Origin of the sequence: Tissierella sp., from assembly GCF_031460495.1 — a bacterium.
Classification (GTDB): domain Bacteria; phylum Bacillota; class Clostridia; order Tissierellales; family Tissierellaceae; genus JAVKTS01.
This window is the reverse complement of sequence record NZ_JAVKTS010000001.1, coordinates 773,592-796,245: the sequence shown is the minus strand read 5'-3', so window position 1 is coordinate 796,245 and position 22,654 is coordinate 773,592. Positions and strand designations below refer to the sequence as shown.

Sequence of the window (22,654 nt, the reverse complement as noted above, 5' to 3'; positions counted from 1 at the left end):
TGCTGACTTCATTCATGTGTTTCTTAATTTCTAATTCAAAGTTTCTCACACTGTTTAGTTATCTAGGTTCATCGTCGTCCCTCACGAGGCGACTTGTTTAGTATAGCAAATTTTTCATTTGCTGTCAACTGTTTTTTTAAACTTTTTTTAAATCGTTTTTGATTTAAGTTTGTTTAATGTCTCAGCCGACTTTTACTATAATACTCTCTTTTGTTACTAAAGTCAATACCTTTTTTAATAAAACTTTTATTTTCTTTTATATTGAAAATCAGCAGTTTTTAGCTGAAACATTATTGTAACATGAATTTTGACTTTGGTCAATAAGTATTTCAAGTTATCATAATGTCATTTCTAGAATCCTTTTAATCATTTTTGGATTAGGTATATATCTTAGTTATTTCCAACCTTCAAATTGCTTAGTAGTATCATATGGAAAATATCTATCATCCCCTAATGATCCATCATTCTCACTTGCCATACCTGGCCCTGTGGTGTTTAACAGAAATCTTATAGAACCATGGATGTTTTTATCAGATACAATTTGAAGAGAAAATATTAACCAAGCATCATCTTCAATATGACTTTTAGTAACTCCTTCTAGTTCAAATACCACATTACCCGTTAAACCCTTTGTCTCACGATTTGATGAAGCATATAGATAAAACCCATTACCAATATATACAGATATTCCAGGTTGCCAGTAAAAGCCTTCAGGTAAATCAACTAGATTTACGGAAATATAATACTTTCCATTTTCTGAATATATCTTTACAGTATCAAAAGATTTAAAACAAATTCTTTTGCTTTCATCTCAGCCATTTGTCCTTTTTCATTAACTAATGCACCATTATAATCTGGATACCATTTCTTATCAAAATCTACCTTTACTCTCTTACTATTATCTAGTAACCTTATGATCATAGCTGATGCTTCTGCTCTCGATCCAGTATTTCTCCCATTAAATATACTCCTATTACCTGAACCAGCTACTAAACCCTTCATATATGCTTGTTCTACATATGACTTAAATTTATGTTCCACATGATAGTAATCATACATTATATTTTCTATTCCACTTGTACTTACAGGAGGTTCTTTTTGAATGATTTCATTCACTCTAACTAAAATCCTAGCCATTTCAGAACGAGTAATATTAGTATTTAGATCCATATTTGTTTGAGATATTTCTGATTTTAACACAATACCCAAATCATATGCAGAATTTAATATACCTGAAGCCCAATGATCTATAGTAGGTACTCCTTGTATTGTTTTATCTACTGATAATATTGCCATCTTTAAAAACTCTGCCCTAGTTACCTTATCAAATGGCCTAAATGTACCATCAGGAAATCCAGATATTGAACCTCTACTCACTAAATCTCGTACATCATCTTTAAACCAATGATAACTATGAACATCAGGGAAATTAATTGATGTAACTAGCTCTTCAACTTTACCCTCAATTTCTTCTTTGTTTTCTTCTTTCACCTTCTCTTTTGTTGCTTCATGTTCTTTAATAGTTTCATTATATGTTTCTAGCATTTCTTTAAGCTTATCTTGATTAGTATCAGCTATTACAACTGTTGGAACTAATATAGATAAAATAATTAATATAACCATTACTTTTAATATAGCTCTCATAATCAACCTCCTCATTAGTCTATGTTATCTATGATTATCTAACTCTTTTCTGGTTGATTATACCATATATCTCTAACTTCTTACATTAAAAAAGTTGTAGATTTAAAATCTACAACTTTCAAAATAAATTCATTAACTAATTATTCATCCAGTGGCTTCATAGTTGGGAATAATAATATGTCTCTTATGCTTGGTTGGTTTGTAAGTAGTATTATCATTCTATCTATACCTATACCAAGTCCTCCTGTAGGTGGAAGCCCTACTTCTATTGCATTTATGAAATCTGTATCCATTGGATGTGCTTCATCATCTCCTAAGTCCTTTTGTTTAACTTGGTCTTCAAATCTTTGTCTTTGATCTATTGGATCGTTTAACTCAGAGAAGGCATTAGCTAATTCCCAAGTGTTGATAAATGCTTCAAATCTATTAGTCTTTCTTGGATCCTCTGGATTTCTCTTAGCAAGTGGGGATATCTCAACAGGATGACCTGTTATAAATGTAGGTTGAATTAAATGCTGTTCGCAGAATTCTTCAAACATCTCTGATATAATATGTCCTCTTGTCATGCCAGGTTTAATTTCAAGTCCTTTGGCTTTAGCAACTGATATAGCTTCTTCATCAGTATTTATTGTGGCAAAATCTACACCAGTAAATTCTTTTACTGCATCTGCCATATCTAATCGTCTCCATGGTGGTGACAATTCTAATTCAACACCTTGGTAATTAATCTTAGTAGTTCCTAAAGCTTTCTCAGCTACATAGGCAAAAAGATTTTCTGTTAATCTCATCATTTCTTCATAATCTACATATGCTTGGTAAAGTTCTATATTAGTGAATTCAGGATTATGCTTTGGACTCATACCTTCGTTTCTAAACATTCTTCCCATTTCATACACCTTTTCAAATCCACCAACTATAAGTCTCTTTAAGTATAGTTCATTAGCTATTCTCAAATACATGTCTATATCTAAAGTATTATGATGTGTAGCGAAAGGTCTAGCGTTTGCCCCACCAGCTACAGTTCCTAATATAGGGGTTTCAACTTCTATAAATCCTCTTTCATCTAGATACTCTCTTACTCCTTTAATTATCTTTGTTCTAAGTAAGAAAGTTTCCCTAACCTCTGGATTTACAATAAGATCTACATATCTTTGTCTATATCTTAAATCTTGATCCTTCAAGCCATGAAACTTTTCTGGTAGAATTTGCAGTGATTTGGACATTATAAGGATTTTTTCTGCTCTAATAGATATCTCTCCAGCATTAGTCCTAAATACTTCCCCATTCACACCTATTATATCTCCTAAGTCTAGAAGACTTAAATCTTTATATTCTTCTTCACCTAATACATCTTGTTTAACGAATATTTGAATTCGACCTTCACTATCTTGCAAATCTATAAAGCTCACTTTCCCATGACCTCGTCTAGACATAACTCTTCCTGCTACTGCTACAGCTTTCCCATCTAATTCTTCAAATTCATCCTTAATAGTAGAGCTATGATGTGTGTAATCAAATTTTTCAATTAGAAAAGGATTCTTACCTTTTTGAACCAACTCATTTAATTTTTCTCTTCTCATCATTAGCATTTCATTTAAGTTCAATTCTGTTCCTGCCATCTACTCTACCTCCTTAGTTATTTTCAATACATTATCTTGTAATAGTTAATATTTGATACTGTATCTTTCCGTCTGGAACTGCAACATCTACAGTTTCACCACATTTATGTCCAAGTAGGGCTGAGCCTACTGGTGATTCATTAGAAATCTTTCCATTATATGGGTCAGCTTCAGCTGAACCAACTATAGTATATTCCATTTCTTCATCATATTCTAGATCCTTAACCAAAACCTTAGACCCAATACCTACAATATCAGTTGTAATATCATCTTCATCTATAAGCTTTGCGTTTCTTAACATATTTTCTAGCTTGGAAATTCTATCTTCTAATTGAGCCTGCTCATTTTTAGCTTGATCATATTCGGAATTCTCACTTATATCCCCAAAATCTAAAGCTACTTTTATCCTTCCAGCTATTTCTTTTCTCTTATTTGATTTAAGATCATCTAACTCATCTTCAAGTCTTTTTAACCCATCCTCTGTCAAAAATACATCTCTCTCTGGCATTTAATTCTCTCCCTTTCATAAAACATTAGAATTATAACGGTTTATTATATATATTATTTTTACTTATTGCTTTTACATTTAATGGAAAAAAGTATATTTCATTATTGTATGCAAGATATTATAATCAAGTAAAGCAATAATGTCAAGTACTTAAAGTTTCCCTTTAATTTTAGTGTACAAATTAACATATTCCTTTACAGTATAAAATCTATTTTCAGCATATAAATAACCTATCTTCCTTAGATTATTCCCTACTAAAGCCTCACATAAATCAGTTCTTATTTTATTATATAGCCACTTATTATCAACAATATCTAAATCATTTGCATCATAAGCAAAATCCTCTATGAAAGGAGGTCTCTTGCCATTGCTTGGAAACTTGCCTCTTCCAAAATTGAAAATAAGAGAATTTCGTTTTACTCTAGAAAAATCCATGCTAACATTATCCATGAAATTGATAATTACTTTATAATTTTCAAGAATCTTATCAATATTGGATGTGTAAAACAAGGATAGTCCCGTTTCTTCTAATATATAATTATAGATATCATCATGTTCCTCTTTGTTAGTTCCTACTGTAGTAATGAATCTAAAGTCTTTTGCCATACTCTTAATTACTTTTTTTGACATATCCTTATTATCACAGATAATCAAAATTTCCTTTTCTCGAGGATCTTCCTTTAATATAGCATATACTTCTTTTATGACTAAGGAAAGATTTTTTATCTTAATATTTTCTCCATTTAAAATCCTCATATTTGTATATTCTTCAATATATCTTAGAGTTTCACTATTTAAGTTCTCTTGCCCTTCAATAAACAATCTAGTGTCATCAGAAGTCTTAAGTTTCTGTACATCAATTAAAAACATATCCAAACTTGGTTTATGATTCACATCAAAAGGCTTCAGATTAATTCCTATTACTTTACCAACTGTATTTTCTTTTATAACAATATCATCAATTACCTTAGGTTTAATGCTTGGTAGAAGAAAATTTGGCATATACTTCATAAATCCATCTTTGTAATAGTCTAAATACCTCTCACTATTTATAATATATAAAAGTTCTATAGTAACCCTCCTCTCTAATTTTTAATCTATTATATGAGAGAGGCTTCCTAATAATTACTGATTACTGATTACTGTGTATAAGTATTCATATATTCAGTAAGTATTTGTTCCATGTCTTTTTTACTGTCAATAGTGTTTATTAAGTTTTTGATTTCATTTGACTTTTTCATCCCTTTTAAATACCAAGCTGCATGTTTTCTCATCTCTCTTACTCCAACTTTTTCTCCCTTTATTGAACACACAAGATTTAAATGTCGAATACACATATTTACTACTTCTCTATGTCCTGGAGGACTGTCTTCTTTTCCATTCATTATATCAACTATTCTTTTGAAAATCCATGGATTTCCTTGAGAACCTCTACCTATAGCTATTCCATCGCATTTTGTATATTGAAGCATTTCTACTCCATCCTCTGGTTCAAAAATATCTCCATTTCCTATAACGGGAATTGTTAGATTCTCTTTTACCAGTTTAATATAATCCCAATCTGCCTCTCCAGAATAAAGCATATCTTTGGTTCTAGCGTGAATTGTAATTGCAGCAATCCCTTCTTCCTCTGCAATCTTAGCTATATCTATTCCATTGATATTATCATGATCCCAACCCATTCTAATCTTTAGAGTAACTGGCTTTTTAGATACTTTTACTACTTCTTTTAATACTTGCCTAACTAACTTAGGGTTTTTCATCAAAGCACTTCCATCCCCATTTTTAACTATCTTAGGGGCGGGACATCCCATATTTATGTCTATTATATCTATATCTTCCCTAGGATTCAAATGACTTTCCACCACACTTGCCATTACCTGCGGGTCAGATCCAAATATTTGAATGGCAATTGGTCTTTCCTTGGGGTCTATCTCCAATAGTTGTTCTGTTGATTTATCATTATAATACATTCCTTTAGAACTAACCATTTCAGAAAAAACCAATCCAGCTCCCATTTCTTTACATAATATTCTAAATGCTAAATCTGTAACTCCAGCCATGGGAGCTAAAAATACATTATTATTAAGTTTTATATCTCCAATTCTCATACTCTCATCTCCATATTAGAAAAGTAAGTAGCTGACTAGCTACTTACTTATTTCTTTCAAATACTATTCTTAAACCTTCCAAGGTTAGCATTTTGTCTATCTTTTTAATATATTTACTTTCAGATGCTATTAAATTCGAAAATCCACCAGTTCCTATAATATTAAATTTATCCTTACTTACACCCATTTCTTCAATCATCTTTTCTATAATATAATCAACCATACCAATATATCCATAGACTACTCCTGCTTGTATACTATTTATTGTATTTCTAGCTATAACTTTATCTGGTTTTGCAATTTCAACCTTTGGTAGTTTTGCAGTTCTCATAAATAAAGCCTCAGTTGAGATTTTAATACCTGGTGCAATAGCACCTCCTAAATACTCTCCCTCTTTGGAAATAGCGCAAAATGTAATAGCTGTACCAAAGTCTACTATTATCAAAGGTCCACCATATTTCTCATAAGCAGCAACTGCATTTACTATCCTATCTGCACCAACTTCCCTAGGATTATCATATTTAATATTCATACCAGTTTTTACACCAGGTCCTACTACAATAGGATCTATATTGAAATATTTTGCACTCATCGCTGGTAAAGTATGCATAAGAGGTGGAACAACTGAAGAAATAATAACATTTTCTACTTCTGCTGGATCTATCTTATGATATCTAAAAATTTGTTCAAATAGAAGCCCATATTCATCCGAAGTCCTATCTCTCTCAGTTGCTATTCTCCAATCATATAGAAGTTCTTCGTCTTTAAATACTCCAAATACTATATTTGTGTTTCCAACATCTATGACTAATAACAATAATTTCACCCTTCTTTCATTATCTTTTGCTCCTCAGTGCTCCTACTACAGAGGTCACAATTATAATTGCTATAATCGTCTCTGGTATACCATTTGTCAAGCCTATACCAAATATAATTTTTCTTGCAGTGGTCACATCTCCACCTAATGCTTCTACAAATTTCTCTGCATATAATAGGTATATCATTGATAAAACACCTAAAGTATTTGTCAGTGTACCAACAGCAGAAGATATTATAACATCTAAAGCTTTATCTTTAAATTTAACTTGAGTTAAATAAGCTATTCCTAGAGTTAGAATTATAAGTGCAATATTCATCAATGTTAACCATATACTCTTTTCATTCACTAAATTAATATATATACCATAAGATAAATAAGCTATAATACCTATCCATATTAAGTAAAGAAGTCCAATGGTCTTATTCTTACCTATTTTTCTTAGAGTATTATATACATAATAAGTAGTAATGCCAATTAAAATTCTAGGTAATATAGATACCAATGGATTCAAAAACACAAATGACACAGGCGTTGGAGTAGTCAATGCTTGGTAAATGCTAAATAAGCCAAATATCAGCCCAACAAATCCACCTACAACTGGTCCTTCCATTATAGCCCCTATAATTACAGGTATGTGCATTATAGTTGCTCTAGTTGGTCCTACAGGTATAAAACCTATAGGGGTCATACCAAGGACTACTGAAATTGCTCCAAGTAATGCTATAACTACCATCTTCTTTAAATTAAATACCTTTTTTTCTTTTTCCACATAAATCCCTCCGCTCTAGTTCCTTTTATTTTTTTGGATACCAGTCGATAAAATATTGAATTTAACTTTTATCCAGTCCAACTCTATATGATGTTGGCTATCTACCAAAAACATTATAATTCTAATTCAGTATTATTTCAACAATAATATTAAATTTTATTTTCTTTTTATTATCTAAATATCCTTATAAGCTTTTAACCCATTTGAACTATCTGCAAACACTATTCCGTTTGTTATAGCCATACTCATTGCCTCAGCTGCTAATGTACCTACTAGACTTATATCCCCTTTAACTTCATTAGTAGCCATAGTAAATATTGTATCACCGTCTACCATTGTATGGATTGGGTTTATAGACCTTGCAAAACCATTGTGAGCCATTTGAGAAATCTTATTTGCCTCAGCTTTTGTCAAAATTGCATTTGTAACTATTGCACCTATGGTGGTGTTTTGTACATTAAAACCTAGTTCCTTATTGTTTTCTTTCATGATACTTATTGAGTTTAATAATTTTCCATTCTCATAATCATATACTCCTGCAATCTGGTTATTGCTCTTAAAATCATATATGTCACCAAAACTATTGACAGAAACCATTGCTGATACAATTAAATTTCCCACTCTAACAGTAGCGGAACCTAGTCCTGATTTCATTGCATTTTGTGGTCCTAGGATTTTACCTATAGTTGCCCCCATACCACATCCTATATTTCCTTGTAGTTGCTCTTGAGCATTGGCTTTCTTAGCAGCTATATATCCCATTTGAAAGTCAGGCCTTATCCTATGGTCTCCGATATTCAAATCGAATATGACTGCAGATGCAACGATTGGCACCTTAGTCACACCTACATCGAATCCAATACCTTGCTCTTCTAGGTATTTCATCACTCCCGATGAAGCTTCCAATCCAAATGCTGAACCACCTGATAAAACCACTGCATGAACCTTATCTACCATTTTCTCTGCTTTAAACAAATCTGTCTCCCTGGTCCCAGGAGCTGAGCCTCTTACATCTACTCCACCGGTTGCACCTTTCTCACATATAATTACAGTACATCCTGTCATACCTTCTTCAGACTGAGAATGACCAGCTACTATTCCATTTATATCTGTTATATACCCTTTATACACAAAATCACCCCTTTCAATCAACAATTAACGATTAATAGTCAACAGTTAACAATTCAAAAATGAAAAACCGAGACCCTTCGTTGCACTCAGGATGACGAGTTTGGTCATTCCAAAAATGGTGAAGAATCTCGATTTAATTGTTCTTTTCTCTCTGTTAATTGTTAATTACTTTTAGCCTCCAAAGAAATTCAATAGCAATCCTGCTGCTACGGCGGAACCTATTACTCCTGCTACATTTGGTCCCATAGCATGCATCAATAAGAAGTTTCTTGGGTTTGCTTCTTGTCCAACTTTTTGTGATACTCTTGCTGCCATCGGTACTGCCGATACTCCAGCTGAACCTATTAATGGATTAACTTTTCCACCTGAGGTCTTATACATAATTTTTCCAAATATTACTCCTGCTGCTGTACCTATAGAGAAAGCTATTAGTCCTAGTGCAATAATTTTTAATGTCTGAGGTGTAAGGAAAGTTTCCGCATTGGCTGTAGCTCCTACAGTAGTACCTAAGAATATGGTAACAATATTCATTAACTCGTTTTGAGCTGTTTTTGACAACCTGTCAGTAAGTAATGATTCTCTAAATAGGTTACCAAACATCAACAAACCTACTAAAGAAGCTGCTGAAGGTAACAATAAGGAAACCATAACCGTAACCACTATAGGGAAAATTACTTTCTCTTTCTTTGATACTGGTCTTAATTGATCCATCACTACTTCTCTTTCTGCTTTAGTTGTTAGAGCCTTCATAATTGGCGGTTGAATAATTGGTACTAATGCCATATAAGAATAAGCTGCTACAGCTATAGGTCCTAATAAATGAGGTGCAAGTTTTGATGTTAAATATAGAGCTGTCGGTCCATCAGCACCACCTATGATGCCTATACTTGCTGCTTCTGGTCCTGTAAATCCTAGCAATGTTGCACCTACGAAAGTAACAAAGATACCAAATTGTGCTGCTGCTCCAAGTAATATACTTCTTGGATTTGCAATAAGTGGACCAAAATCTGTCATAGCACCAACACCAAGGAATATAAGAGGAGGGTATATACCCAATTTGACTCCCTGATATAAGTAATATAATAATCCTCCTGCCTGTCCATCTTGAGGCGGAGACATCAATCCTGCTAATGGCAAGTTAGCAAGTAGCATCCCAAATGCAATTGGAATAAGTAATAGGGGCTCAAATCCCCTAGCAATAGCTAAATATAAAAGCACAAAGGATACCAAAAGCATTATTGCCTGTCCTAAAGTAATGGCAGCAAATCCTGTACTCTGAAAAAAGTCCAGCAATATATCTACTAAATTCATGAAATTTACCTTCCTTTCTTAGCGAAATTAGTCTAATACTACTAATTTATCTCCAGTATTTACAGTATTTCCTGTGGAAGCACTTATAGCTGCAATAACTCCATCTCTTGGAGCTACTATTTCATTTTCCATTTTCATAGCTTCTAGAATAAGTAAAATATCCCCAGCTTTAACTGTATCGCCCTCTTTTACATCGACTCTTAATATAGTACCTGGCATTGGAGCCTCAATAACTTCTTGCCCTGCAGATACTACAACTTCTTTTTTCTCTACCTTTGGAGCTGGCACTGTTGGTGCCACTTGTGCTGGTGCTGCTTTAGGTGCTACTGGTGTCGGTGTTGTTGCTACAGATTTTTGTGCTACTCCTCCTACAATTTCCTCAACTTCAACCTCATAGGAATTTCCATTTACATTTATCATAAACTTTCTCATGAATATGCCTCCTCAATAATTAATATTATAATTTACCATATATACGCTCTTGTCTACCCATGGCTGCCCAAGCTGGAGTGCTTTGAGATACCCTTCTAATACTTTTTATATTTATATCAGGTACACTAACTCCTAAACTTGCTGCTATAGCTGCAGCAATAACTGCTACTAACTCTTCATCATTAGAAGCTTCCACTAATTCTGTTGGTGCAACTCCTTTAGCCTTAACTGGTTCTGATGGCTTTGTCGTAGCCTCAATTTTTCTTTCCTTACTTAAATTTTTCAGTATGGATATAAGTGTTGCAAGAGCAAGTAAAGCTGCAAAAACAACTACCATACTAAATACAGTAATTATTAAACTATCTCCAAAACTAATATTATTACCCAATTATCTCACCTCTCTTAAACTGGCATATTGCCATGTTTTTTTGCAGGTCTGTTTTCTCTCTTAGACTCTAACATATCAAAGGCAGATATAAGTCTTGGTCTTGTAGTGCTTGGAACGATTACATCGTCTACAAAGCCTCTTTGTGCTGCTATATATGGATTCGCTATTGTATCTCTATATTCAGCAATCTTTTCTTGTCTTGTGTTTATTGGATCCTCAGAGTTTTCAATTTCTTTTTTAAATATAATATTAGCAGCTCCATCTGGTCCCATAACTGCGATTTCAGCATTTGGCCAAGCAAACACTTGATCTGCTCCCAAATCCTTTGAACACATAGCTAGATATGCTCCACCATAAGCCTTTCTCACTATTAATGTAACCTTTGGAACTGTTGCTTCACTATAAGCATAGAGCATCTTTGCACCATGTCTAATAATTCCGCCATATTCTTGAGTTGTCCCTGGTAAGAAGCCTGGTACATCTACTAAGTTCAATAAAGGAATATTGAAGGCATCACATGTTCTTATGAATCTTCCTGCTTTATCTGAAGCATTGATATCTAAACATCCTGCTAAAACCTTAGGTTGGTTACCAATTACACCTATGGTTTTTCCATTTAATCTTATATATCCAGTTAAAATATTTTGTGCATAATATGGTTGTACTTCGAAGAATTCTCCTGCATCTGCTAAAAGTCTTATGATTTCTTTCATATCATATGGCTTGTTAGGATTTACAGGAATTAATTCGTTAAGTTTTTCTTCAACTCTGTTTATTTCATCTTCAATAGTATAAATCGGTGCTTCTTCTAAATTGTTGGAAGGTAAATAAGATAATAATTCCTTGATTCTTTCAATACATTCTGCTTCAGTATTATCTATGAAATGAGCTACTCCAGATGTAGTATTGTGTGTACTTGCTCCACCTAATTCTTCTTGAGTAACTTCTTCACCTGTTACAGATTTAATTACTTGTGGTCCAGTAATGAACATCATACTAGTTTTATCTACCATGAAAATAAAATCAGTTAATGCTGGTGAATAAACTGCTCCACCTGCTGAAGGTCCCATTATAACTGAAATTTGAGGTATAACACCAGATGAAATAGTGTTTCTATAGAATATCTTTCCATATCCTGACAATGCATCTACACCTTCTTGGATTCTTGCTCCACCTGAATCATTGAATCCTACAATTGGTGCTCCCATTTTCAATGCCATATCTTGAACCTTACAAATCTTTGCAGCATGCATTTCACCTAAAGATCCTCCAACTACTGTAAAATCTTGAGCATAGGTAAATACAAGTCTACCATCTACTGTACCATAACCTGTTACTACACCATCAGCAGGAGCTTCTACTTTATCCATATCAAAGTTTGTGCATCTATGCTCAACAAACTTATCTATTTCTACGAAGCTACCTTCATCAAATAATAGATTAATCCTTTCTCTTGCTGTTAGTTTCCCAGACTTGTGATGTTTTTCAATCCTACTTTCTCCGCCCCCAAGTTCAATTTTCTTCTTGGTTTCTAGGAGCCTTTCAATTTTTTCCTTCATATTTATCCTCCTTTTTTTGTTATGTACTTAATCCCTTTGACAAAGCTCTATAAGCACTCCAAATGTTGATTTTGGATGTAAAAAGGCTATCTTTGCACCACCTGCACCATATCTTGGCTTTTCATCTATCATTCTAATTCCTTTTTCTTTTAACTCTTCTATTGCTTTTTCAATATCATCTACTTTATAAGCAATATGTTGAATTCCTTCACCCTTTTTCTCTATAAATTTAGCTATAGGTCCATCTTCCTCTGTTGATTCAAGTAATTCTACTTCAGTATCTCCTATAGGTAAAAATGCAACTTTAACTTTTTGCTCCTCTACTACTTCCTTCTCTACACATTTCATACCTAATATATCTTCATAAAACTTAAGTGTTTCATCTAAGTTCTTTACAGCAATACCAATATGATCAACTTTACCAACCATGTGATTACCTCCTTTTTAGTGAATAGTGAAGAACTTTTCACTATTCACCTTTAGTTATTAACTGTATTATGTCATCCTTAGCAGTATAGGGGTCAGTTTCTCTTAGTGTAACTTTTTTCGCTAAGTTATCAATTAAGTCTCCCTCTATTGCTCTATCTAATATTAACTTCATTAGTTCTTCTTCAACCATCTTTAATACTTCTAATTTATTGTTTCTAATTCTTACTTCTTCTAGTTTATTATTTTCTTCCAAGTATTTCTTATGATCTAGTATCTTTTCTAGTAATACATCTATATCCTTGTTCTGTCCAGCAGATACTTTAATTACAGGCTGTCTATAATCAGTTTTTTCATTTAAATCGAGGTTCATCTCTATCTCTACTTTAGTCTTGTCTGCCCCATCTAAGTCTGATTTGTTGATAGCAAAAACATCTGCTATCTCCATAATTCCTGCCTTTATAGCCTGGATATCATCACCTAAGTTTGGAACCATGACCATAAGTACTGTATCTGCTGTCTTTACAATATCTACTTCTGATTGTCCTACTCCTACAGTTTCAATAAAAATATAATCACAACCAAATATATCCAGTACCTTTACTGCACCCCAAGTAGATTTAGACATTCCACCTAAAGATCCACGAGTACCCATACTCCTTATGAATATATCCTTATCTAAGGCTAGGTCACTCATTCTTATTCTATCTCCTAAGATTGCTCCTCCACTAAAGGGACTTGTAGGATCAATAGCTACAATACCAACCTTTTTGCCTGCTTTCCTAAGCTCTTTAGTTAATTTATCAGTTAAAGTTGATTTACCTGATCCTGGAGGACCAGTTATACCAATTACATAAGCATTTCCTGATTTATAGAACAATTTCTTTAATATATCAATTGCTTCCTTGTCATTGTTTTCTATCATGGTAATAAGTCTAGCACAGGCCCTTTTACTACCCTTTAATAGTTGTTCCTCTAAGTTCAAATAAAGCACCACCTAAATTATCTTTTAAGGTTGTTAGTAACAAAATCTACTACATCCTTAGTTGATGTTCCTGGAGTAAATACTGCTTCTATGCCAGATTCAATAAGAAATGGTATGTCATCTTCTGGAATAACTCCTCCACCAAGTATAAGCATATCATCTACCCCTTCTTCTTTAAGCAGATTCACTACCTTTGGAAATAAATGATTATGTGCTCCTGATAATATACTCATGGCTACTACATCAACATCCTCTTGGATTGCAGCAGCTACTATTTGCTCAGGTGTTTGTCTTAAACCTGTATATATAACTTCCATGCCAGCATCTCTAAGAGATCTTGCAATTACCTTTGCTCCTCTATCATGTCCATCAAGTCCTGGTTTCGCTACCAACACTCTAATTGGTCTATCCATAATTATAATCCTCCCTCAATTATTTAGTGAATAACTCATAGTGAAAAGTGAATAGTTTAGAAACTAAAAGATATGAATCTTTTTAATTATTAGTTATTCACTTTTCACTGTATTATAGTATTACTGATTGTTGATATTCTCCAAATACTTCACGCAGAACATTACAAACTTCTCCAAGAGTTGCATATGATTTAACTGCATCTAATATATATGGCATTAAATTTTCATCAGATTGAGCTTTTTCTTTTAGTATAACTAAGTTTCTCTCAACTTCTTCATTATTTCTTTCAGATCTTAATACTTTCAATTTTTCTCTTTGATTGATTTCAACTGATTTGTCTACTCTTAGTAGTTCCTTTTTATCAGTTTCTTCAATTTGGTACTTGTTTACTCCGACTACTATCCTATCTAATGATTCTACTTCCATTTGATATTTATAAGCAGCATTTTGAATTTCTTTTTGAATATATCCTTTTTCAATAGCCTTAGGTGATCCACCTAACTCATCTATTGTTTCAATATACTTCATAGCTTCTTCTTCAATGCTATTAGTCAAGCTTTCTATATAATATGATCCTGCTAGTGGATCTATTGTTTCAGTTACTCCAGATTCATGAGCTACTATTTGTTGAGTTTTTAAAGCAATTCTTACAGAATCTTCTGTAGGTAATGCAAGAGCCTCATCTCTTGAATTTGTATGAAGTGACTGAGTCCCCCCAAGAACTGCTGCTAAAGTTTGAATTGTAACTCTAATTATATTATTATCTGGTTGCTGAGCTGTTAATGTAGAACCAGCTGTTTGTGTATGGAATTTTAGTTGCATTGATTTTGCAGATTTTGCATTAAATCTTTCTTTCATTATCTTCGCCCATAGTCTTCTTGCAGCTCTATATTTTGCAACTTCTTCTAATAAATCATTGTGAGCATTGAAGAAGAATGATAATCTTGGAGCAAAATCATCTACATCAAGTCCTGCTTTAATTGCTGCCTCTACATATGCAATTCCATCTGCTAAAGTAAATGCAACCTCTTGTGCAGCAGTAGAACCTGCTTCTCTTATATGATAACCACTGATACTTATAGTGTTCCATTGTGGCACTTCCTTTGAGCAATACTCGAAAATATTTGTTATTAGTCTCATAGATTCTGCTGGTGGAAAAATATAAGTTCCTCTTGCTATGTATTCTTTCAAAATATCATTTTGTATTGTTCCTCTTAATTTTTCCCTTGAAACTCCTTGTTTTTCTGCAACTGCAATATACATTGCTAATAAAACAGATGCTGGTGCGTTTATTGTCATGGATGTACTAACTTTATCTAATGGAATTCCAGCAAATAGCACTTCCATATCCTTTAATGAGTCAATGGCAACTCCCACCTTGCCAACTTCACCTTCTGATAAGCCATCATCAGAATCATATCCAATTTGTGTTGGTAAGTCAAAAGCAACACTAAGACCAGTCTGTCCTTGATCTAGTAAATATTTATATCTCTGATTTGACTCCTCAGCAGATGCAAATCCTGCATATTGTCTCATAGTCCAAAGTCTACCTCTATACATAGTAGATTGAACGCCTCTAGTAAATGGATACTCACCTGGGAATCCCAAATCCTCATTATAATCCATATCAGCTATATCAATAGGTGTATATAGCCTGTTTACTTCAACATTGGAACCCGTAGTAAACTTTTCTTTTCTTTCAGGAAATCTAGCCAATGATTTCTGTATTGATTCCTTATCCCAAGATTCAACAGATGATTTTATACTATCAATCTTTTTATCATCAAACATTTTGTTACCTCCTATTCTTTATCATAAGTATTTTTAAACTTCTATCTATAGTCTATTATAGTAATACTTGGTATGTTTTTGCAACATATATTTCAATATTAACTTTAAATGAATGATAAATTGCATAAAATGAATTAAATCTTCCATTTACACATAAAAAAAATAGGAGAAAATCTCCTATTTTATGCTCCGATAAATAATGCTTCAAACTCTTTGCCATCAATAGTTTCTTTCTCTAGCAATGCTTCAGCAACTTTATGAAGTTTATCCATATTCTCATTTAATAATGCTTCTGCTTTATTATAGGCTGTATCAATTAAGGTTCTCATTTCTTTATCTATTGCAGCAGCCACATCTTCACTATAATTTCTTGCCCTACCAAAATCTCTACCAACGAAGACTTCATCTTCATCAGAACCATAAGTCATAGGTCCAAGTATATCACTCATACCATAATGAGTTACCATTGATCTTGCAATTTTAGTTGCTCTCTCTATATCATTTTGAGCTCCTGTACTTATATCTTCTAATACTAAAGCTTCTGCTACCCTACCACCAAGAAGCATTACTAATCTATTTTCCATTTGTTTCTTTGTTAGATAAGATCTATCTTCCTCAGGTATATAAGCAGTAAATCCTCCCGCCATTCCTCTAGGAATTATAGTCACCATATGAACTGGATCTGTATCAGGAGTCAGTCTTGAAGTAAGTGCATGCCCAGCTTCGTGATAAGCTGTTAGTTTCTTTTCTTTCTCACTTACAACTTTAGATTTCTTCTCTGGTCCAGCTTGAACTTTAATAGATGCCTCTTCAATTAAATCCATGGGAATGGATTTCAAATTAAATCTGGCTGTTAATATAGCAGCTTCATTAACAAGGTTTTCTAAATCTGCTGGCGTAAAACCTACAGTTCTTTTCGCTACTACTTGTAAATTTACTTCTGGATCTAATGGTTTATTCTTTGTGTGAACTTCAAGTATTGCTTCTCTACCTTTCACATCTGGTAATCCAACATAAATAGTTCTGTCAAATCTACCTGGTCTTAGTAAGGCAGGATCAAGTATATCAGCTCTATTAGTTGCTGCCATAACTATTATTCCTTCATTAGTAGCAAATCCATCCATCTCAACTAAAAGTTGATTTAGAGTTTGCTCCCTTTCATCATGACCTCCACCAACACCAGCGCCTCTTCTTCTACCAACAGCATCAATTTCATCTATAAATATTATACAAGGTGCATTTTTCTTTGCTTGTTCAAATAAATCTCTTACACGACTGGCTCCAACACCTACAAACATTTCTACAAAATCTGAGCCAGATATAGTAAAGAAAGGAACTGCTGCTTCACCTGCTACAGCTCTACTCAAATAAGTCTTACCAGTTCCAGGAGGCCCTACTAGTAATACTCCTGTAGGAATTCTTGCACCAATTTCAATATATTTTCTAGGAGCTCTTAAGAAATCTACTATCTCCTTAAGCTCTTCTTTTTCTTCCTCTAATCCAGCAACTTCACCAAAGGTAACTAGTTTGCCATCCTCTTCTTTATGCATTCTAGCCCTTGATTTCCCAAAACTCATGACTTTACCGCCGCCACCTCCACCTTGAGATTGTTGCATAAAAACAAACCAAAATACTACAAAAACGAGAATCATTAATATAGTTGGAATTGCGCTAATAAACCAAGGAGTAGTTGGCTCTAATTTGCCACTATAATTAATTTGGTTGCTATCAACTAAATCCTTCAAATAATCAGAATAAAAAGTATATCTCATCTCATCAGGTAATATTGTAGTAAACTGAGTTTTATCTCTAAGTTTACCTTGCACTTCTTTGCCTACCATAGTTATACTCTCAACTCTATCATTATTCAAATGTCCTACTAATTCAGTCACATCTACTGTTTTAATTTCTTCTACATTATTTCCTAGTGTACTTACAAAAAACATTATAACAATCACTATTAGTAGGTACACGCTAATATCTTTAAAAAACTTTCTCAATACAAATCCTCCCTCCGTCTATTGCCAAATGATATCATATCATTATATCATCATTAATTTCATTTTACAACCATCTAATTAGCTATATACTTCTTCTTTTAAGGCAGCAACATATGGTAAATTTCTGCCCTTTTCAGCATAATCTAGCCCATACCCTACTACAAATTCATCTGGAATAGCAAAGCCTAAGTAATCCACAGCAACATCTACTTTTCTTCTCTCAGGTTTATCTAAAAGTGTACAAACCTTAACAGATTTTGCACCTCTTTTTCTTAAATTATCTGTTAGATAAGCCAATGTATATCCTGTATCTATGATATCTTCCACAATGATGATATCCTTGTTTTCCACACTAAAATCTAAATCCTTTATTATTCTAACTTCACCTGTAGATGTAGATGATCTTCCATAGCTTGATACAGCCATGAAATCCATACCTATTGGCATCTTAATATTTCTAGATAAATCAGACATAAAAATAACTGCTCCTTTTAGGATACCTACTAGTATAAGATCCTTGCCCTTATAATCTTCTGTAATCTGTTTACCCAATTCCTTTACCTTTTCTGCAATATCTTCCTCACTTACCAATATGCTCTTAATTATATTTTCCATTTAAATCCTCCTTGTTATGTATTATCAATTTTATTGTAGGATATAACTAAAACATTTTTTGTGTCTTTAGTCAATTTATAATTTTCATTAGTTCTATATCCTACTAGCCAGAGAATATTCTCTTCATCTACTATGATAGGAATACTATCTCTCAATTCTTTTGGAACTTTTTCATCAATAAAATAATCCTTTAATTTCTTTGTACCTGCCATCCCAAAAGGCGTAAACTTATCTCCATTTAGTCTACTCCTTACTGCTATTTTCCCTAGGATCTTGTCAAAATCAAAATATCGAGTAAATTTGTTCTTATCCATTACAAAGTTATGATCCACAGAAAATACTCCAAGATTGAAAGAGTAGCCTATATCTTCGCAACTATTTATCTCTGATAGTTTTAGTTCATAGAAATACTTATTGTTGATTTTTTCTTTGTATCTTTCAATTATTAAATCGCCATAACTTGTTTTTGCCACAATATTATTTGACATATGAACTTCTTTACCTGTTTCAGACATAGAAAATATATTTAATGCACTGGATATTTGATTTTCAGAAATACCATGTAAAGAATCATTGATCTTTAGTATGGATATTCTAATAATCCTTTGTTGGATACTTTTATCTTCAGATAAAAACATATCCCTATTTAGAATTATACAGTGTTTGTCCTGATTTTTCACCATGATATTAAATCTTTTTTCAGAATAGCTCTCTAGAAAGTTACTATCTATAGCAGCAATCTTTGACATCCTCCAAAGGGTATTAATTATATTTGGATTGAAGTTATCTTGAATATAAGGTATTAATTCTAATCTTACCTTATTTCTAGAATAAATGGGCATAAGATTTGTTTTATCTAATACAGTTCTAATTCCATTCTTTTCAATATACTCCTCAATCTCTTTCCTATCTATACCCAAAATTGGTCTAATTATATCTTGATTAATAAATTCCATACCTTTTAAACCATCAATACCAGTACCCCTCATAATTCTCATAAGTAATGTTTCACCTTGGTCATTCATATTGTGGGCTACAGCAATTTTCCCCCCTCCTAAAGCTTGAAGGATTTCTCTGAAAAAACCATATCTTAATTCTCTACCTGCTTCTTCAGAAGATATACCCTTTTCTTTACCATATTCAATCATATTCACATCTTTAGCATAGTAGGGTATATTAAGCTCTTTAGCTATGTCTTCAACGAATAATTGATCATTTTTTGCATCTTCTCCCCTTACACCATGATTCACATGAGCAATGAGTAAATTGAAATTAATAGAAGTTCTTATGTCCATTAAGACATATAATAGGGCCATAGAATCTGGCCCTCCAGAAACACCTACTACTATGTTTTCATTTTCTTTTATTAGATTATATTCATTGATTGTTGATAAAACCTTTTCTTTCAAATTCATCACCCTAAATATTATTATATCAATATGTACTTAATATGAACATACCTTTATTATAACCTAATTGTCAACAAAATCTAAGGCTGCGTGAATAATCTTTATTCTTTGCAGCCTTTGTAAGGGAGATTTAATTAACTATTCACTATCTTATACATTCTTCCAGACCTTAGTTACTAATACAGTCATATCATCTTTAGTATTAGATAATGTATTTTGAGATTCTTTAATTATCATATTGGCAATAGTTTGGGGATTGATACTATCTATATTCATAATAAAATCCTTCATCCAAGCCTCTTGATTGGCTATATCCCTATTTGCATCTAGTATTCCATCTGATACCATAACAATGATATCACCATCTTCAACATATTCTTCATAAATATTAAACTCAATATCTTTCAATAATCCTACTGGCAATGTCCTAGAGCTAATTATCTCCACTCTATCTTTCTTTCTTATGAAAGTAGATGGTGCTCCGGTTTTAATCATCTGTAACTTTCCTGAATATAAATCTATAAATGCTAAATCTAATGTCGTAAATATTTCTTCATTTGACTTGGCTCTTAGAACAGAGTTTATTGTTTTCAAAGTAAGATTTTTATCAATATTAGCCTCCATCAACCTCTCTAATAATGCAATGGCTACCTTGCTTTCTTCTTTCGCCTTTCTACCAATGCCCATTCCATCGCTTAAAGCAGAAAAATGAGTGTTTTCTATTTCTCCGTAGGTGTAGCTATCTCCAGATATTTTGTTTTCTGAATTAGCCGCTGATGCTATCTTAGTCATAGCAGAAAATCTATTATGCCTAAGTAATTTAAACCTTTTTACTTGACTGCCTTGATTTACAAGATAATTATCTCCCACTACTGGAAATTTTAAGCTCTCAGAGACTATACTTTTTAATTTGTTTTCTTCCAGCATAGAAGTATTCAAATCTATAAATATATCAAAATCCTCCTGACCTATCTGTGCTACAGACACATCCCTTACATCTATTCGCTTATTCTTTAAGTCCTTGTAAAGTGTTTGTTCCAGATCTTTATTAAATATTGGATTGGAATAAATATCTGTAGTCATATTTCCTATTACCTTGCTAATACCTTCAAGTTGTTCTGACATAAGAAGTCTATTTTCTTTCAATTTCACTTCCCAAGTTTGAGTTAATTTAAGCTTCTCAACAGCCCTATCTATTATGTCTATTATTTCTTCATCCTTAATACAGAATTTTTTGGCACCTAATAGAACGCTTTCATTGTCAATTCCTTTAATTTCAACTTTTCCAACTAGATTAAAGAAATTCTGATAGGTATTATAATAGTTTTTCTCCCAACATATATTGTACCTCGGACATTTGTTACATATACCATTTACTATGCCATCTACTAAACTATATACTTGTTTTGCTGAATGACAATCCCTTTCCTGTGCAGATTCTTTAAATGTTGCACTTAGATTTTCAAACAATTCTACCATTCTATTTAGTTTTTTCACAACAATTTCATCTCTTTTTAAGCTATAGTCTTTTTTTATGCTGGAATCCAAAGTAAATATATTGGAGATTTTACTGTTTGTTTTATTAGATACTAGAAAAAATATTAATGTGGAGATTATTATTTCTCTGTAACTAAGGAAGGATGTCCCAAGTCCATTTATATAAAAGGACATTATTCCATTGCCAAGGAAAAAACCTAGTGCTGATCCGGATTTCCCTAAATCTCTAAAAACTCCTGCCAATAACCCTGCAATACCAAATATGCCTATTATAAATGGCATCTCTGGATTAGATATATAAGACACCATGCCTAGTATCATCCCTGAAGTACCACCAAATAATGCTCCTTGATTATATCCTAGAAATAATATTATAATCACAGAAACAGCATTCTTAATCCCAACTCCTAATATGCCCATATTGCTAATCCCAGAAAGTGCTAAAGCTAATGTAATAAATGAACTAATGGTTTTTTCATTATTTATGCTTGTACTGCTGACTCTCTCTATAGGGAGACTAAAGGAAAAAACATAGCTCATGGTGAAAACAACTATTCCTTCAAATATAATAAGGAATAAATCATATATGAAGAATGTTTTCTCCATAATAAGTCCAAATGATCTGCTTATAATAAATATACTTGTTCCTATTAGTATGGATTTTACTAAGGAATATGTTTTCTCCTCTTTAATTAGAGCAAAGAAAGAAAAAACTAGTATACATGAAATCCCATAGCTTACTCCAGCTAATCCTTGAAATGTAAAAGTTCCAATCAACACAGATAATAGCAAGGACACTTTTACACCCTTCATAACAATATATGCTAGTAGAAAGGCAAATCCAAATGGTGTCAATTTGTTAAGTATATTTGTCCTAGCCAGGAAAAATCCCATAAGTAAAATTATGATTGCGTTACTATTTAATCTAATACCTAAATCATACCAATTCCTTTTTGTTCTTAAGGATTCTGTTCTCATCATAAAAATCACTCCCTTGTTATATTGAGTTAATACTAACAAAAGAAGTAATAATAATTTGTCAAAGGAAAGTACTAATCTAAAAGAAATATTAGACATAAAATATTGGTATTTCCTATAACCTTAACTGTTCTTAAATAAATCTTAATCCATATTAGATTAAGATTTAAGTCACTTGTTTTCAATGCTTCCAACCTAATGTAAGCGATTATTCACTTAATGTATAATTTTGTTGGTTTATTGTAAA

At 32.6% G+C, this 22,654-nt stretch carries 21 protein-coding genes; all 21 read right to left on the bottom strand.

Annotated features, from left to right (window positions below; translation table 11 throughout):
* Positions 1-394: 394 nt before the first annotated feature.
* Positions 395-613: a hypothetical protein gene (locus tag RIN63_RS03755; RefSeq protein WP_310443326.1), complete on the bottom strand. Its 219-nt coding sequence runs from the start codon at positions 611-613 to the stop codon at positions 395-397.
* A gap of 155 nt (positions 614-768) precedes the next feature.
* On the bottom strand, positions 769-1,644 hold the full coding sequence (locus RIN63_RS03750) for an S-layer homology domain-containing protein (protein ID WP_310443325.1): 876 nt from the start codon (positions 1,642-1,644) through the stop codon (positions 769-771).
* A 140-nt stretch (positions 1,645-1,784) separates the two neighbouring features.
* Positions 1,785-3,263, bottom strand: coding sequence for a lysine--tRNA ligase (lysS, locus tag RIN63_RS03745; protein ID WP_310443324.1), 1,479 nt, complete (start codon positions 3,261-3,263; stop codon positions 1,785-1,787).
* Between the two features lie 31 nt (positions 3,264-3,294).
* Positions 3,295-3,771, bottom strand: coding sequence for a transcription elongation factor GreA (greA, locus tag RIN63_RS03740; RefSeq protein WP_310443323.1), 477 nt, complete (start codon positions 3,769-3,771; stop codon positions 3,295-3,297).
* A gap of 150 nt (positions 3,772-3,921) precedes the next feature.
* On the bottom strand, positions 3,922-4,782 hold the full coding sequence (locus RIN63_RS03735; RefSeq protein WP_310443322.1) for a hypothetical protein: 861 nt from the start codon (positions 4,780-4,782) through the stop codon (positions 3,922-3,924).
* A gap of 128 nt (positions 4,783-4,910) precedes the next feature.
* Positions 4,911-5,882: a tRNA dihydrouridine synthase DusB gene (gene dusB / locus RIN63_RS03730; RefSeq protein ID WP_310443321.1), complete on the bottom strand. Its 972-nt coding sequence runs from the start codon at positions 5,880-5,882 to the stop codon at positions 4,911-4,913.
* Positions 5,883-5,925: 43 nt separating this feature from the next.
* Positions 5,926-6,708 (bottom strand): type III pantothenate kinase, encoded by a 783-nt coding sequence (locus tag RIN63_RS03725; protein ID WP_310443320.1) that lies wholly within the window; start codon positions 6,706-6,708, stop codon positions 5,926-5,928.
* Between the two features lie 10 nt (positions 6,709-6,718).
* Positions 6,719-7,471: an ECF transporter S component gene (locus RIN63_RS03720; protein ID WP_310443319.1), complete on the bottom strand. Its 753-nt coding sequence runs from the start codon at positions 7,469-7,471 to the stop codon at positions 6,719-6,721.
* Positions 7,472-7,645: 174 nt separating this feature from the next.
* Complete coding sequence (locus RIN63_RS03715) at positions 7,646-8,602, bottom strand: P1 family peptidase (protein ID WP_310443318.1); 957 nt, start codon at positions 8,600-8,602, stop codon at positions 7,646-7,648.
* A 171-nt stretch (positions 8,603-8,773) separates the two neighbouring features.
* Positions 8,774-9,913 carry a sodium ion-translocating decarboxylase subunit beta gene (locus RIN63_RS03710; RefSeq protein WP_310443317.1) on the bottom strand — a complete coding sequence of 380 codons (1,140 nt, stop codon included), beginning with the start codon at positions 9,911-9,913 and terminating at the stop codon, positions 8,774-8,776.
* A gap of 27 nt (positions 9,914-9,940) precedes the next feature.
* Entirely contained in the window at positions 9,941-10,345 is a 405-nt protein-coding gene (locus RIN63_RS03705) for a DUF2118 domain-containing protein (protein ID WP_310443316.1), read from the bottom strand.
* A 25-nt stretch (positions 10,346-10,370) separates the two neighbouring features.
* A complete protein-coding gene (locus RIN63_RS03700; protein ID WP_310443315.1) occupies positions 10,371-10,733 on the bottom strand; it encodes an OadG family transporter subunit in 363 nt (120 codons plus the stop codon).
* Positions 10,734-10,747: 14 nt separating this feature from the next.
* Positions 10,748-12,292: a carboxyl transferase domain-containing protein gene (locus RIN63_RS03695; protein WP_310443314.1), complete on the bottom strand. Its 1,545-nt coding sequence runs from the start codon at positions 12,290-12,292 to the stop codon at positions 10,748-10,750.
* Between the two features lie 27 nt (positions 12,293-12,319).
* Complete coding sequence (mce, locus tag RIN63_RS03690; protein ID WP_310443313.1) at positions 12,320-12,721, bottom strand: methylmalonyl-CoA epimerase; 402 nt, start codon at positions 12,719-12,721, stop codon at positions 12,320-12,322.
* A gap of 40 nt (positions 12,722-12,761) precedes the next feature.
* Positions 12,762-13,703, bottom strand: a complete 942-nt coding sequence (meaB, locus tag RIN63_RS03685; RefSeq protein ID WP_310443312.1) for a methylmalonyl Co-A mutase-associated GTPase MeaB — start codon at positions 13,701-13,703, stop codon at positions 12,762-12,764.
* Positions 13,704-13,720: 17 nt separating this feature from the next.
* Positions 13,721-14,116: a cobalamin B12-binding domain-containing protein gene (locus RIN63_RS03680; RefSeq protein WP_310443311.1), complete on the bottom strand. Its 396-nt coding sequence runs from the start codon at positions 14,114-14,116 to the stop codon at positions 13,721-13,723.
* A 112-nt stretch (positions 14,117-14,228) separates the two neighbouring features.
* Positions 14,229-15,908 carry a methylmalonyl-CoA mutase family protein gene (locus RIN63_RS03675; protein WP_310443310.1) on the bottom strand — a complete coding sequence of 560 codons (1,680 nt, stop codon included), beginning with the start codon at positions 15,906-15,908 and terminating at the stop codon, positions 14,229-14,231.
* Between the two features lie 182 nt (positions 15,909-16,090).
* On the bottom strand, positions 16,091-17,908 hold the full coding sequence (gene ftsH / locus RIN63_RS03670) for an ATP-dependent zinc metalloprotease FtsH (protein WP_310443309.1): 1,818 nt from the start codon (positions 17,906-17,908) through the stop codon (positions 16,091-16,093).
* Positions 17,909-17,986: 78 nt separating this feature from the next.
* Entirely contained in the window at positions 17,987-18,523 is a 537-nt protein-coding gene (hpt, locus tag RIN63_RS03665) for a hypoxanthine phosphoribosyltransferase (protein ID WP_310443308.1), read from the bottom strand.
* Between the two features lie 14 nt (positions 18,524-18,537).
* A complete protein-coding gene (gene tilS, locus RIN63_RS03660) occupies positions 18,538-19,932 on the bottom strand; it encodes a tRNA lysidine(34) synthetase TilS (RefSeq protein WP_310443307.1) in 1,395 nt (464 codons plus the stop codon).
* 150 nt (positions 19,933-20,082) lie between these two features.
* Positions 20,083-22,410: a stage II sporulation protein E gene (gene spoIIE / locus RIN63_RS03655; protein ID WP_310443306.1), complete on the bottom strand. Its 2,328-nt coding sequence runs from the start codon at positions 22,408-22,410 to the stop codon at positions 20,083-20,085.
* Positions 22,411-22,654 lie beyond the last annotated feature (244 nt).

What these genes read in the sequence shown, in the direction of transcription:
- dusB (WP_310443321.1), bottom strand. Translation starts at nt 5,882, where the DNA reads ATGAGAATTGGAGATATAAAACTTAATAATAATGTATTTTTAGCTCCC.
- spoIIE (WP_310443306.1), bottom strand. Translation starts at nt 22,410, where the DNA reads ATGATGAGAACAGAATCCTTAAGAACAAAAAGGAATTGGTATGATTTA.
- RIN63_RS03695 (WP_310443314.1), bottom strand. Translation starts at nt 12,292, where the DNA reads ATGAAGGAAAAAATTGAAAGGCTCCTAGAAACCAAGAAGAAAATTGAA.
- RIN63_RS03675 (WP_310443310.1), bottom strand. Translation starts at nt 15,908, where the DNA reads ATGTTTGATGATAAAAAGATTGATAGTATAAAATCATCTGTTGAATCT.
- RIN63_RS03750 (WP_310443325.1), bottom strand. Translation starts at nt 1,644, where the DNA reads ATGAGAGCTATATTAAAAGTAATGGTTATATTAATTATTTTATCTATA.
- greA (WP_310443323.1), bottom strand. Translation starts at nt 3,771, where the DNA reads ATGCCAGAGAGAGATGTATTTTTGACAGAGGATGGGTTAAAAAGACTT.
- RIN63_RS03705 (WP_310443316.1), bottom strand. Translation starts at nt 10,345, where the DNA reads ATGAGAAAGTTTATGATAAATGTAAATGGAAATTCCTATGAGGTTGAA.
- mce (WP_310443313.1), bottom strand. Translation starts at nt 12,721, where the DNA reads ATGGTTGGTAAAGTTGATCATATTGGTATTGCTGTAAAGAACTTAGAT.
- RIN63_RS03710 (WP_310443317.1), bottom strand. Translation starts at nt 9,913, where the DNA reads ATGAATTTAGTAGATATATTGCTGGACTTTTTTCAGAGTACAGGATTT.
- RIN63_RS03680 (WP_310443311.1), bottom strand. Translation starts at nt 14,116, where the DNA reads ATGGATAGACCAATTAGAGTGTTGGTAGCGAAACCAGGACTTGATGGA.
- hpt (WP_310443308.1), bottom strand. Translation starts at nt 18,523, where the DNA reads ATGGAAAATATAATTAAGAGCATATTGGTAAGTGAGGAAGATATTGCA.
- lysS (WP_310443324.1), bottom strand. Translation starts at nt 3,263, where the DNA reads ATGGCAGGAACAGAATTGAACTTAAATGAAATGCTAATGATGAGAAGA.
- RIN63_RS03735 (WP_310443322.1), bottom strand. Translation starts at nt 4,782, where the DNA reads ATGAAGTATATGCCAAATTTTCTTCTACCAAGCATTAAACCTAAGGTA.